The sequence below is a fragment of the Nocardia sp. CC213A genome (genome assembly GCF_030766805.1).
Classification (GTDB): domain Bacteria; phylum Actinomycetota; class Actinomycetes; order Mycobacteriales; family Mycobacteriaceae; genus Nocardia; species Nocardia otitidiscaviarum.
Genome location: NZ_JASFXA010000017.1, coordinates 120,013 through 133,417, shown reverse-complemented (window position 1 = coordinate 133,417; position 13,405 = coordinate 120,013). Strand labels below are relative to the sequence as shown.

The 13,405-nt window shown below is 68.7% G+C and carries 12 protein-coding genes; 6 read left to right on the top strand and 6 right to left on the bottom strand.

Translation table 11 applies throughout. The features are described from left to right. The first annotated feature begins 76 nt into the window (after nt 1-76). The 5 genes from QJS31_RS27380 to clpX all read left to right on the top strand — a co-directional run bounded on the left by QJS31_RS27380 (nt 77) and on the right by clpX (nt 5,256). Entirely contained in the window at nt 77-643 is a 567-nt protein-coding gene (locus QJS31_RS27380) for an FKBP-type peptidyl-prolyl cis-trans isomerase (RefSeq protein WP_282777396.1), read from the top strand. 164 nt (nt 644-807) lie between these two features. Continuing rightward, complete coding sequence (gene tig, locus QJS31_RS27375) at nt 808-2,202, top strand: trigger factor (protein ID WP_282777394.1); 1,395 nt, start codon at nt 808-810, stop codon at nt 2,200-2,202. Nucleotides 2,203-2,391: 189 nt separating this feature from the next. Beyond that, complete coding sequence (locus tag QJS31_RS27370; protein ID WP_029927067.1) at nt 2,392-2,973, top strand: ATP-dependent Clp protease proteolytic subunit; 582 nt, start codon at nt 2,392-2,394, stop codon at nt 2,971-2,973. 37 nt (nt 2,974-3,010) lie between these two features. Then, nucleotides 3,011-3,688 (top strand): ATP-dependent Clp protease proteolytic subunit, encoded by a 678-nt coding sequence (locus tag QJS31_RS27365; RefSeq protein WP_029927069.1) that lies wholly within the window; start codon nt 3,011-3,013, stop codon nt 3,686-3,688. Nucleotides 3,689-3,972: 284 nt separating this feature from the next. Continuing rightward, complete coding sequence (clpX, locus tag QJS31_RS27360) at nt 3,973-5,256, top strand: ATP-dependent Clp protease ATP-binding subunit ClpX (protein ID WP_306358090.1); 1,284 nt, start codon at nt 3,973-3,975, stop codon at nt 5,254-5,256. 84 nt (nt 5,257-5,340) lie between these two features. Here the strand turns inward: clpX and QJS31_RS27355 are convergent, their stop codons facing one another. The 6 genes from QJS31_RS27355 to QJS31_RS27330 form a co-directional block, all read right to left on the bottom strand. Next, entirely contained in the window at nt 5,341-5,916 is a 576-nt protein-coding gene (locus QJS31_RS27355; RefSeq protein WP_306358070.1) for a carboxymuconolactone decarboxylase family protein, read from the bottom strand. Nucleotides 5,917-6,243: 327 nt separating this feature from the next. After that, the gene (locus tag QJS31_RS27350; RefSeq protein ID WP_282785472.1) at nt 6,244-6,813 is read right to left on the bottom strand and encodes a hypothetical protein; all 570 of its coding nucleotides are present in this window, start codon (nt 6,811-6,813) and stop codon (nt 6,244-6,246) included. 131 nt (nt 6,814-6,944) lie between these two features. Then, a complete protein-coding gene (locus QJS31_RS27345) occupies nt 6,945-7,313 on the bottom strand; it encodes a nuclear transport factor 2 family protein (protein ID WP_306358069.1) in 369 nt (122 codons plus the stop codon). 74 nt (nt 7,314-7,387) lie between these two features. After that, a complete protein-coding gene (gene fdhD / locus QJS31_RS27340) occupies nt 7,388-8,224 on the bottom strand; it encodes a formate dehydrogenase accessory sulfurtransferase FdhD (protein WP_306358068.1) in 837 nt (278 codons plus the stop codon). Continuing rightward, nucleotides 8,217-10,541: an FdhF/YdeP family oxidoreductase gene (locus tag QJS31_RS27335; RefSeq protein ID WP_306358067.1), complete on the bottom strand. Its 2,325-nt coding sequence runs from the start codon at nt 10,539-10,541 to the stop codon at nt 8,217-8,219. Before QJS31_RS27335 ends, fdhD begins: the two co-directional genes overlap by 8 nt. A 482-nt stretch (nt 10,542-11,023) precedes the next feature. After that, complete coding sequence (locus tag QJS31_RS27330) at nt 11,024-12,748, bottom strand: FHA domain-containing protein (RefSeq protein ID WP_306358066.1); 1,725 nt, start codon at nt 12,746-12,748, stop codon at nt 11,024-11,026. A 234-nt stretch (nt 12,749-12,982) separates the two neighbouring features. On the opposite strand from QJS31_RS27330, the gene QJS31_RS27325 reads away from it, so the two are divergent. Continuing rightward, nucleotides 12,983-13,405: a hypothetical protein gene (locus QJS31_RS27325; protein WP_148310270.1), complete on the top strand. Its 423-nt coding sequence runs from the start codon at nt 12,983-12,985 to the stop codon at nt 13,403-13,405.

Below are 13,405 nucleotides of genomic sequence, written 5' to 3'. Positions count from 1 at the left end.
GCTCAGCTGGTTCGTGTAGTTTCGGCGCGGACATCGCCGCCCGCGGGGCGGCCGGACAGGCAGCGAGGAGATGCGGATGCGCGTGGTGGGCAGGATCGGGTCGATCGGCGTGGCGGCCTGCGCCGTGCTGGCGTTGGCGGGCTGTGGCGAGGACACGAGCGAGTCCGCCGACTCGAAGACCGCCGAGTCCACGAGTGTCGCCGCGCTGCCGCAGACCACCGCGTCCAAGGGGCGCGAGTGCACCGCCGAGGACATCGGCGTGACCGGCGGGTTCGGGGAAGCCCCCGAGATCACCATCCCGGACGACTGCGATCCGCCGACGCAGCTGATCGTCAAGGACCTGGTGGTCGGCGACGGCCCGGCCGCGCAGTCGGGCGACCAGCTGACCATGAACTACACGCTCGTCACCTGGTCGGACAAGAAGAAGCTGGACAGCTCCTTCGACCGCGGTGAGACCTTCCCGCTGACCCTGGGTCAGGGCATGGTCATCGAGGGCTGGGACACCGGTCTGGAGGGCGTCACCGAGGGCAGCCGCCGCCTGCTCATCGTCCCGCCGGAGCTGGGCTACGGCTCCAGCAGCCGCGGGGGCATGAAGCCGAACGAGACCCTGGTCTTCGTGACCGACGCGGTGCAGGTGGGCTAGCGCCCCGGCCGAATCACCCGCGCTCGCGGGGCCGCGTGCACGTCGCGGGCCCTACGCAGCCGATTGCACCGCTCGAACCCCCGTCGACTACCCTGGTCGGGATGCCTACGGGGGGATCGAGCCGTCAACACGAACGAACGAACCAACGAACAAGGAGCATGTCCGTGAAGAGCACCGTCGAGCAGCTGAGCCCGACCCGGGTCCGGATCAATGTCGAGGTGCCCTTCGAGGAGCTGAAGCCGGACTTCGACAAGGCGTACAAGGCGCTGGCGTCGCAGGTCCGCATTCCCGGCTTCCGTCCGGGCAAGGCCCCGGCCAAGCTCCTCGAGGCCCGTCTCGGTCGCGGCGCGGTGCTGGAGCAGGTCGTCAACGACGTGCTGCCCAAGCGCTACAGCGAGGCCGTCATGACCTCCGAGGTGAAGGTCATCGGCCAGCCCGAGATCGAGATCACCAAGATCGAGGACGGCCAGGAGCTGGCGTTCACCGCCGAGGTCGACGTGCGCCCCGAGATCACCCTGCCCGACTTCTCCACCCTGTCGGTCACCGTCGACCCGATCGAGGTCGCCGACGAGGACGTGGAGAAGCAGCTGGACTCGCTGCGCCAGCGCTTCGGCACCCTGACCTCGGTCGAGCGCGCCATCGAGAACGGCGACTTCGTCTCCATCGACCTGTCCGCCACGGTGGACGGCGAGCCGGTCGAGGAGGCCTCGACCACCGGCCTGTCGCACGAGGTCGGCTCCGGCCAGCTCATCGAGGGCCTGGACGAGACCCTCATCGGCCTGAAGGCGGAGGAGTCCAAGGAGTTCACCTCCAAGCTGGTCGCCGGCGAGCACGCGGGCAAGGACGCCGTCATCACCGTCAAGGTGAACTCGGTCAAGGAGCGCGAGCTGCCCGCCGCCGATGACGAGTTCGCCCAGATGGCAAGCGAATTCGACACCATCGACGAGCTGAAGGCCGATCTGGTCAAGCGCGTCGAGCAGTCCAAGAAGGTGCAGCAGGCGGGCGAGATCCGCGACAAGGTGCTCGACGCCCTGCTGGCGGCCACCGAGGTGCCGCTGCCGGAGAAGGTCGTGCAGGCCGAGATCGACGCCGTGCTGCACGATGCCGTGCACGGCTTCGACCACGACGAGGCCAAGCTGGCCGAGGCGCTGGAGGCGCAGGGCTCCTCCCGCGAGGAGTTCGACGCCGACACCAAGGAGGCGGCCGAGAAGTCGGTCAAGACCCAGCTGGTGCTCGATGTTGTCGCCGAGCAGGAGAACACCCAGGTCGGCCAGGACGAGCTGACCGAGCGGATCATCTTCCAGGCGCAGCGCTACGGCATGTCGCCGGACCAGTTCATCCAGCAGGTGCAGCAGGCGGGCCAGCTCGGCGCGATCTTCGCCGACGTGCGTCGCGGCAAGGCACTGGCCGGTGTGGTAACCGCGGCGACCGTCACCGACACCGCGGGCAACACCGTGGACACCGCCGAGATGTTCGGCGCTCCGGCCGAAGAGGCCGAGGAAGTCTCCGCCCAGGAACTCGCCGAGGTGGCCGACGCCGCCGAGGCCGAGGCCAAGTAGACGAGGCCGGGTAAATACGGCACTACGGCGCGTGTAGGTTTTGCGCTGTGAGCGAAGCAGGGCGGTACCGGGAGTTCGGTGCCGCCCTGCTTCGTTAGGGTTTGTGTCAGCGAATCAGGTAGGGCTTGGTGGGACCAGGCCGGTGAGAGAGGGCAGGTATCCGTGACAATCAATCAGGCAGGGGTGCAGATGACGTCGCCGACTGCGGGTCTCAACCTCAGTGATTCGGTGTACGAGCGGTTGCTGCGTGAGCGCATCATCTTCCTGGGCAGCCAGGTGGACGACGACATCGCCAACAAGCTCTGCGCCCAGATCCTCCTGCTGTCGGCGGAAGACCCGACCCGGGACATCTCGCTGTACATCAACTCGCCGGGTGGCTCGGTGACCGCGGGTATGGCGATCTACGACACCATGCAGTTCGCCGAGTGCGACATCCGCACCGTCGCCATGGGGCTGGCCGCCTCCATGGGCCAGTTCCTGCTGGCCGCGGGCACCAAGGGCAAGCGCTACGCGCTGCCGCACTCGCGGATCATGATGCACCAGCCGTCGGCGGGCATCGGCGGTTCCGCGGCCGATATCGCCATCCAGGCCGAGCAGTTCGCCTACACCAAGCGCGAATTGAACGAGTTGCAGGCGCAGCACACCGGCAAGTCGGTGGAGCAGGTCACCGCCGACGCCGACCGCGACCGCTGGTTCACGCCGAACGAGGCGCTCGACTACGGCTTCATCGACCACGTGATCACCCACTCGCGTCAGGCGAACGGCAACTAGTCCGCAGCCCACCCACTCAGACCTCTTGGAGACATCTATGTCGAACATGTTCGATCCGCGGGCCGCGGGCATCACTTTCGCCGCCGCGGGCTCCAGCCTGCCGCAGGCCCGCTACATCCTGCCGTCCTACACCGAGCAGACCAGCTTCGGCGTCAAGGAGACCAACCCGTACACCAAGCTGTTCGAGGAGCGCATCATCTTCCTCGGCGCGCCCATCGACGACACGTCGGCCAACGACATCATGGCGCAGCTGCTGGTGCTGGAGTCGCTGGATCCCGACCGTGACATCACCATGTACATCAACTCGCCCGGCGGCTCCCCGGTCTCGCTGATGGCCATCTACGACACCATGCAGTACGTGCGGGCCGATGTGGCCACCGTGTGCCTGGGCCAGGCGGCCTCGGCGGCGGCGGTGCTGCTGGCCGCGGGCGCGCCCGGGAAGCGCGCCGCGCTGCCCAACGCGCGCGTGCTCATCCACCAGCCCTACACCCAGGGCGGCTTCCAGGGGCAGGTCTCCGACCTGGAGATCCAGGCCGCGGAGATCGAGCGCACGCGCTCGCTGCTGGACACCATCCTCGCCCGCCACACGGGCAAGGAGGCCGAGATCATCCGCCGCGACACCGACCGCGACAAGATCCTCACCGCCGACGAGGCGAAGGACTACGGAATCGTCGACACGGTGTTCGAATACCGCAAGCTCAGCGCGCAGCGGTAGACGTTTCTCCGGTGGCGGAGCGGGTGCGGCTCCGCCACCCGGCAGGGGTGAGTCCACGCACATGTCCGGTGAGAAACGTGCTCAAGTTATCGACCTCGGTCGCGAATAGCGGGTACGGTCACTCTAGGGACCTTTGCTCGTGGTTGTCGGCTCTGCCGAACCGCTCACATCTGAAGGCGGTAAGCGAATTGCCGCTCCGGGTGAGGGCATACGCTGGATAGGTGGCAGGCTCCGGCAGCCGAGACAGACGGTTGCACGCGGACAAGGAAGTAGGGACCCAGGAGATGGCGCGCATCGGTGATGGCGGCGATCTGCTCAAGTGCTCGTTCTGTGGGAAGAGCCAGAAGCAGGTCAAGAAGCTCATTGCGGGACCGGGGGTGTACATCTGCGACGAGTGCATCGATCTGTGCAATGAGATCATCGAGGAGGAACTCGCCGAATCGAGCGAGGTCAAACTCGATGAGCTCCCGAAGCCCACGGAGATCCGGGACTTCCTCGAGCAGTACGTGATCGGGCAGGATTCCGCCAAGCGCAATCTCGCCGTCGCCGTGTACAACCACTACAAGCGGATTCAGGCGGGCGACAAGGGCCGCGACCCCCGGGGTGAAGCGGTCGAGCTGGCCAAGTCGAACATCCTCATGCTGGGCCCGACCGGCTGCGGCAAGACCTATCTGGCGCAGACGCTGGCCAAGATGCTGAACGTGCCGTTCGCCATCGCCGACGCCACCGCGCTGACCGAGGCCGGATACGTCGGCGAGGATGTCGAGAACATCCTGCTGAAGCTCATCCAGGCCGCCGACTACGACGTGAAGCGCGCCGAGACCGGCATCATCTACATCGACGAGGTCGACAAGATCGCCCGCAAGTCGGAGAACCCCTCCATCACCCGCGACGTGTCGGGCGAGGGTGTGCAGCAGGCGCTGCTGAAGATTCTCGAGGGCACCCAAGCCTCGGTGCCGCCGCAGGGCGGGCGCAAGCATCCGCATCAGGAATTCATCCAGATCGACACCACCAATGTGCTGTTCATCGTGGCGGGTGCGTTCGCGGGGCTGGAGAAGATCGTTCAGGATCGAATCGGCAAGCGCGGTATCGGTTTCGGCGCCGAGGTGCGCTCCAAGGCCGAGGTCGACACCACCGATCACTTCGCCGAGGTGATGCCGGAGGATCTGATCAAGTTCGGTCTCATCCCGGAATTCATCGGCCGTCTGCCCGTGGTCGCGTCGGTCACCAACCTGGACAAGGAATCACTGGTCCGGATTCTGGCCGAGCCGAAGAACGCGCTCGTCAAGCAGTACGTGCGACTGTTCGAAATGGACGGCGTGGACCTGGAATTCACCCAGGACGCCCTGGAAGCCGTTGCCGACCAGGCGATTCTGCGCGGTACCGGCGCGCGTGGCCTGCGCGCCATCATGGAGGAGGTCCTCCTGCCGACCATGTACGACATCCCCAGCCGCGATGACGTGGCCAAGGTCGTCGTCACCGCCGACACCGTCAACGACAATGTGCTGCCGACCATCGTGCCGCGCAAGCGCCAGCAGGGTCCGGAGCGCCGCGAGAAGTCGGCGTAGAACCGCTCGGGGTCACACCCCGACCCAGAACTACCGGTGGCCCCGCGATCGTCGCGGGGCCATCGTGCTGTGTATGGCCGGATATCAGTCGCGTGCCCATGGGACGCGGCAGGCGTCCCGGCTGAAGCCCTGATCGGTGACGCCCAACGCGTGGTACGTGCGGGACCGCGAGTTCTCCAGCGCGATCTGGTAGGTCAGTTCCATGACACCGGTCGTCCCGAAGCGCTGCGTCAGGTCCGCGACCTGCTCGTCGGTGACGGTGGGCGGGGTGGCGGTCATGGCGTCGGCGTAGGCGATGGCGGCGCGCTCGTCCGCGCTGTAGTGCGGGGAGGACGCGAATTCGTCGATGTGCCGGAGTTTGTCGACATCCAGGTCGGAATGCTTCATGAGCATGGTGCCGAAGTCCACGCACCAGGAGCAGCCGACCGTGGACGCCACCCGGAAGACCGCGATCTCGCGGACGGTGGCGGGCAGTTCCGTGGACGCCCGCTCCACCATCGTCTCGTGCACGCCCGCGGCCCGCATCAGCTTCGGATGGTTCGCCAGGACCGCGAACGGTTCCGGCACCTCGCCGAAGCGGCGCTTGCTGTACCGGTAGGCGATGCGGGTGAGCAGTCCGGCCTGCTGCGGCGCGACGGCGGGAATTCGGGTGCTACCCATGGCGGTCTCCTTCGATCCGTGGGATGGTGCTGTCCCTTGGACGAGGCGGCCCCGCCGAACGTGACGGGTTGCCGCGGGTGACTCGGCTCACGGTGTCACGAAGCTGGTGGCAGAAGCTCCATGGAGATCTCCTGTATGTCGGAATCGGTGACGATCGGGGGAGCGATCGCGCCCGGGTCGAGAATCGCCGTTGACTCTCCTGGTTCGCCTTTGAACCTTCATTCCTGCTTCGGAAATCGGCGCTCGCGCTACACCTGTTACGACGCTGCGGCAGGTGAGAATTCATCGCATCCGACGCGAGTTTCCGACGAGATGCGCCGGGGCCGGTCAGCGCGGCGGGCGGGTGCCCTGACCGCGGGTGTGCCGGGTGGTGCGCCGCTGTGGAAAACGCAGGGTGAAGGGTGCGGGCTCGGGCACCGGATGGCGTTCGCGCGGGGCCACGAACACGCAGGCCACGCCGAGGGCGGGGATCAGGATCAGGGAGACGGTGCTGAGTACCGCGCTGACGCCGCTCAGTTCATCGGGCCAGTGGGTGACGTGGTACAGCAGATGCGGCAGACCGAATACCGCCCAGGCCACCCCCGCCACCCGCGCGACCATGCTGTCCATCAGATACAGCGCGGCCAGTGCCACCACGGCCAGCGCGAGGAAGAACGCGCCCACATCGGCGGCCAGATGATGGTTGTACGGCCCGTCCACGCTCACCCAGCGCATTCCGAAACCCGGGAAGCTGTCGTACCAGGAACGCGGGGCCAGCACCGCCCACAGGCCGGTCAGCAGCCCGATGCAGGCCAGGATCCCCAGCATGATGCGCAGGGCCAGCCACCGACGGCGGTTCACGTCCAGGCGCATGCGCACCCGGAGTCCGTCCCCGGTGCCGCGCAACGAGATTCGCATCGTGCCCTCCCGCCCCAGGCCGAATCGGTGGCGATGCTGATCACGGTAATTCGGTGGGCGGGAGGGGGCAAGGGATGTCAGGTCTCAGATCGGTTCCATGGGCGTGCCCTGACCGACCGTGCGATTCGGATCTACGCCATGACCATGTCGTCGGGACCCCAGTAGGCGCGCATGGCGACGATCTTGCCCGCGTCGTCGAATTCCATGGTGTCGATGGCCGAGAGCGTCATCCGCTTGTCGCCGTAGCGGGCGGTCAGGGTGAAGGAGACCGCGGCGGAGTTTCCGGCGACCCGCACGGCGTGCAGTTCGGTACCGCGCTCGTCGGCGCTCTCGAGGGCGGCGTAGAGCTCGCGGATGGCGTCGTGGCCGACCCGGGTCGGGGTGCCGATCGGGTCCTCGACGGTGGCCTCGGGGGCGTAGAGGGCGATGATGTCGTCGGTGGGGCCGGTGGCGACCAGTTTGAGGTACTGCTCGACCACGTCGCGGGGCTGCGCTGCCATGAGAACTCCCAGGAAAGTGGAACGTGTTCTAGGTTCGTGCTGTAGGTCGCAGCGTAGCAGTGCGGCGGCGGTGGTCACACCGTGCGGCTCGATGAGTGAACATCGTCGATGCGGTGGATTCCGGTGTAGACGTTCATGGAGTCGCCGCGCAGGAATCCGACCAGCGTCAGGCCCGCGTCCTCGGCCATGTCCACCGCGAGGGAACTGGGGGCCGAGACCGCGCCGAGCAGCGGGACTCCCGCCATGGCGGCCTTCTGCACCAGTTCGAAGGAGGCGCGCCCGCTCACCATGAGCACCAGATCGTGGGCGGGCAGCCGGGTCTCGCGCAGCGCCCAGCCGATCACCTTGTCCACGGCATTGTGGCGGCCCACATCCTCGCGCACGGCCAGCGCGGTGCCGTCGGCGGTGAACAGTCCGGCCGCGTGCAGGCCGCCGGTGGCGTCGAAAACCGTCTGCCGGGAACGCAGTTCGTCGGGCAGGGTGGTGAGGACGGTGGTCTTCACCGAGAGGCCCGCGGCGGGAATCGGGAACGGCAGCCGGGTGCGCACCTCGTCGAGCGCCGTCTTGCCGCAGAGGCCGCACGAGCTGTTGGTGAGGAAGTTGCGCGGCCGCGCCGGAACCGGGTGGCGCAGGCGGATATCGAGCACATTGTAGGTATTGCGGCCGTCGGAGTCGGTGCCCGCGCAGTAGCGGGCGGTGACGATGTCGGCGGCGGCGGTGAGCAGGCCCTCGCTGAACAGGAAACCGTGCACCAGGTCGATATCCGCGCCCGGCGTGCGCATGGTGACCGTCAGCGACCGGCCGTCGACGCGGATCTCCAGCGGTTCCTCCACCACCACGGTGTCGGGACGCCGCACCACGCCGGTGGGGGCGATGCGCACGGTCTTGCGGCGGGCGGTGACTCTACTCATGCGGGTGCTGATGGCGTTCGAGTCGAATCGTGATCGCCTTGGAGACCGGGGTGTTGGACCGCCGGGCGACATGATCGAGCGGGACGAGCGGATTGGTCTCCGGATAGTAGGCCGCCGCATTGCCGCGCGGGGTGGGGTAGGCCACCAGGCGGAAACCGGAGACGCGGCGCTCCTGCGGCGCGGCATCGGGCGTCGCGGGATCGGTCCACTCGGAGATGAGGTCCACCAGTTCATCCTCGACGAAACCGAGAGCGGCGATGTCCTCGGCATGGAGCAGGACGACCTTGCGGCCGTTGTGGATACCACGATAGCGGTCGTCGAGGCCGTAGATGGTGGTGTTGTACTGATCGTGGCTGCGCAGGGTCTGCAGGATGAGGCGGCCCTCGGGGACGGGCAACCAGTGCAGTTCGTTGGTCGCGAAATTGGCCTTGCCCGTCGCGGTCCGGAACTCGCGGGCGTCGCGAGGCGGATGCGGGAGCTGGAAGCCATTGCGGCCCCGAACTTTTCGATTGTAGTCGGCGCAGCCGGGCACCACCCGCGCGATGGCGTCGCGAATGCGGTCGTAGTCGCGCCGGAACTCCGCCCACGGCACCGGATGCTCGGGGCCGAACAACGCCTGTGCGAGTTCGCACACGATGGCGACCTCACTGCGCAGGTGCTCGCTCACCGGCTTCAGACGGCCGGTGGACAGGTGCACCATGGACATCGAGTCCTCCACCGAAACCTGTTGGCGCCTACCGTCTTGCAGGTCGTCGTCGGTACGGCCCAGGGTGGGCAGGATCAGCGCGGTCCGCCCGTGCACCACGTGGCTGCGGTTGAGCTTGGTCGAAACGTGCACGGTCAGCTCACAATTGCGCAGCGCCGCCTCGGTGATTTCGGTGTCGGGGGTGGCGGAGGCGAAATTGCCGCCCATGCCGAAGAAGACCTTGGCCTTGCCGTCGCGCATGGCGCGAATGGCCGCCACCGTGTCCCAGCCGTGCTGTCGCGGGCTGGCGATGCCGAATTCGGCGTCCAGCGCCGCCAGGAAGGTCTCCGGCATCTGCTCCCAGATGCCCATGGTGCGATCGCCCTGCACATTGGAGTGACCGCGCACCGGGCAGACGCCCGCGCCCGGCTTGCCGATCATGCCGCGCGACAGCAGCAGATTGGTGGCCTCCTCGATGGTGGCGACACCGTGCACCTGCTGGGTGAGGCCCATGGCCCAGCACACGATGGTGGCCTTCGACTCGGCCAGCAGGCGGGCCGTGCGTTCCAGCTGCTCGCGCGTGAGACCGGTGGCCTGCTCCACCACGCCCAGATCGACGGCGCGCATATGCTTCTCGTATTCCGCGAAGCCCGCCGTATGGGCGTCCACGAAGGCGCGGTCGACCACGGTGCCCGGCGCGCGATCCTCGGCCTCGAACAGCAGCTTGCCCAGACCCTGGAACAACGCCATATCGCCGCCGAGCCGGATCTGCAGGAAATCGTCGGCGATCTCGACGCCGGTGGTGAAGCCCTTGACCGTCTGTGGGTCGCGGAAGCCGATGAGACCGGTCTCCGGCAGCGGGTTCACCGCGATGATCCGCGCGCCGTGGGCCTTGGCCTCCGCGAGCGAGGACAGCATGCGGGGATGGTTGGTGCCGGGATTCTGCCCGGCGATCAGGATCAGGTCGGCGTGGGCGAAATCGTCGATGGTGACCGAACCCTTGCCGATGCCGATGGACGAGGTGAGCGCCGCGCCCGAGGACTCGTGGCACATGTTCGAGCAGTCCGGCAGATTGTTGGTGCCGAGGCTGCGGGCCAGCAGCTGATACAGGAAGGCCGTCTCGTTGGAGGTGCGGCCGGAGGTGTAGAAGACCGCCTCGTCCGGGCTGGACAGACCACGCAGGGTATCGGCGATGAGACGGTAGGCGTCGTCCCAGGAGATGGGGGAGTAGTGCTCGTCGCCGGGGCGCAGCACCATGGGCTCGGTGATGCGGCCCTGCTGGCCCAGCCAGTAGCCGGTCTTCTCCGCGAGGTCGCGCACGGGGTGCTCGGCGAAGAACTCCGGGGTGACGGTGCGCAGTGTCGCCTCCTCGGCCACCGCCTTCGCGCCGTTCTCGCAGAATTCGGCCACCCGGCGCGTGCCCGTGGGGTCCGGCCACGCACAGCTCGGACAGTCGAATCCGTGGCGCTGGTTCAGGCGGGACAGGGTGCGGGCGGTGCGGACCACCCCCATCTCCTCGACCGCGCGCTCCAGTGCCACGGTCACCGCCCGCACGCCCGCCGCCTGCGTCTTCGGTGGGCTGACGGTCAGTTCGGCCTCATCGATGTCCTGTTTCGGCGCGGCGCGATGCATGTGGCCATTGTCCTCTTCCGCGCGGGGGACGCCCGAATCGGGGGCGTCGGCGTGCCGGGGCGCATGAACACTCGGGTGCCGCGGCGCTGCCGCCCCCGGCGAGCGCGGAACCCGGGGCGTCGCCACGATTTCGCCTGCGCCACAACAGGCCGCGCCACAACAGAGCGTCACAACCGGTCAGCAACCCCGGTGCCGGATGGCGGTGGGGCCGGGTGCCGGACGATTCGCGTCGCCGGTCTTATCGACGCCTGGTTGTCGCGCACGGCCGGGTGGTCGGGGCGCTGGTGCCGGGGCATCACCCCGCCGAGGTGGCAGCCGTCCAGCGGGCCCTGCGTGCGCCGGAACCGCTCTCGTCCGCCGCGCTGGCGTCGGTGACTGGGCCGCGCTCGCACCCGGCTGACCGCGTGGGCGTCGTGTGGATGTGTGGGTGGTGCGGATCGTGTGGGTTTCGTGCTGATCGTGTCGGTCCCGTTCCGACTACGTCAGCGTCGTCGCGGGCGAATAGCGTCGGTGCTGTAGGTGAGGATGCGGTCGGCGATGCGCAGGCTCCAGCCCGGCTTCAATTCCATCGGCTGCGCACCCAGCCGAATCCAGTCCTCCGCGCGCGGGGCCGCGATATAGGTGCCGCCCGGGGTGGCGGCATCCTGTACGAAAACCCCCGCGCCCTCGATGAACACCCGTGCGTGCACCCGCGAGATGTGCCGGTCGCCGGTGAGGGCGATGGGGGAGGCCGCCGCTCGGCGCACCGCCTCGTCGGCCATGGGATCGCGGCCGAGCACATACGGACGATCCAGCGGGTAGGACTCACCGCCCGACATGGTGAGCGCGCCGAGCGGTTCGGCCAGCGCGGTCGTTTCCGGTGCGGGCAGTCGCGGCGGCTCGACCGCCTGGGCCGACCACGCCTTGGGGACGACCCAGGGTTTCGCCGCCGGTGCCGGATGTGCGGGCTCGGAACGCTCCGGTGCCGAACGCGCCTGCCGCTGCGCGGCTTCCTGGGCGGGATGAGGCTCGTGCCGTGCGGCGTCGGGCGGTCCGGGTGCGGGATGCGGGCCGGGCCGTGGGGTCTCGGGTGATCTTGGCTCGGGTCGCGCCTGCTGCCGCGTGGCCTCTCCCTGCTTCGGGGCGGGCCGCGCCTGCTGGGCCGAATCGGCCGCCGGTTCGGCGGAATCCGGGCCGTCGGCGTCCTCCATGGCGGCCGCGCGGGCGTCGAACGGTGCGGTACGCGGAGGTTCGGCTGACGGGGACGCCTCCGTCCCACGCTTCGGTCGGTCGGATGCGGAGCGCTCGGAACGGGCGGGTTTCGACGTGGCCTCGGACTCGCCGCGTGCGGCACCGGCCTGCGGTGTCGCGGATCGCGCGGCGGCCGATCGCTTGCCCAACATGACTGTGGGCGGCGGGTTCTCGGCGGGCGGACGGTCCGGATCGGGCAGGTCACCGGAGAGTCGGGTGACGGCGTGCGCCGTGGGAGGGATGTCGCTGCCCGGTCGGACCTTCGGCCCGGAGGAGCGTGCGGAATCCGCTCCGGACACCGGCGACGACGGTGCGGGGGATCCGGCGGCCAGCGGTGTGGTGGCGGCCGGATTGGGGATCGTGCGTTCGGGATAGCCGGTGCGCGACACCCCTCGCTCGGGCGGCTGGCGCACCGCTCGGTCCGCCGACGGGGCAGCCTCCTCGCTGCCGCTGCCGCTGCCGCTGCCGCTGCCGCTGCCGCTGCCGCTGCCGGTGCCGCTGCGGTGGCGGGCGGGGGCGTGCAGGATGAAGCCGCCGCCGGGGGCGATGCCGGAGCGGAGGTCGGTGTGGGGGATCTCGGCGGTGGTGTCTTCGGTGCCGACCGTGATGCGGCGGACGGGGTCGCGGATGATTTCATCGGTCCAGGTCATGGCGCGGTCGCCGGAGAGTTCGCGAGCGCCCTCCGGGCCGTCCACCACCGCCCGGACCGGGCCGCGCAGCAGGATCAGCAGGCCGTCGGAGGTCGGCGCGACCACGCCGAACGACGGCGACTGGGCGGATCCACCCGCGAAGATCGCCGCGGCCAGGCGCTGGGCGATGGCGACACCCGGGTCGGCGGCCGCGGCCGCCGCCTCGGCCGCCCCGAGAATCCGCTCGGTGGACGCCGTCTCGCCGGTGAGGAACAGCACCACGCTTCCGAATCGCGCGATCAGCCCGTCTCCCCGCGACAGCGCCACCGTGGACGGAATACGACCCATTGCGCGCCTCCTCTCCCCTGGCGCATCGGATACCGCTGCCCACAATAGGACGTTCCCCGGTCGAGGGGATGGCTCGTTCCGTCCCATCGACGCCGTCCACCCGGTACAGCGAACTTCCAGTGGCCTTTCCGGACGAATTGAGCGCGTTTCGATGCGCCGTGACGTGGCGCACGCGACGATCGACGCAGATCGTCGGCGCACCCGGCGTCGACTCGGTACGACGAGGACTGCTCCATGCGCATGACCACGGGAAACCGAGAATCCACCCGCCCGCTCATCGCGGTGGGAGCGGGCTGTGCGGCCCTGGCCGCCACCCTGCTCACCACGCCCACCGCGGCCGCCACCGCCACTCGCATCGGCGTCGAACCGAGTATCAGCTTCGGTTCGGCGACCAACTACGGGGCCGGATGCACCTATCCGGTGAACGTGTACGTGGACGATCCGGTGACGCCGGTCGTCATCTACGACAACGGGGTGGCGTTCGCTGTGGTGCGGCCGTCCGGAGCGATCGCCACCGGACACTGGACCCCGGCCGCTCCGGGAGAACACCGGTTGCAGGCCATCCAACCCAATGCCGGGGGCGACGTGGTGCCCTACGTCGACCTCACGGTGGGCGTCGGGCTCAACTCCGGATCCGGCTGCATCGTCACCCACTAG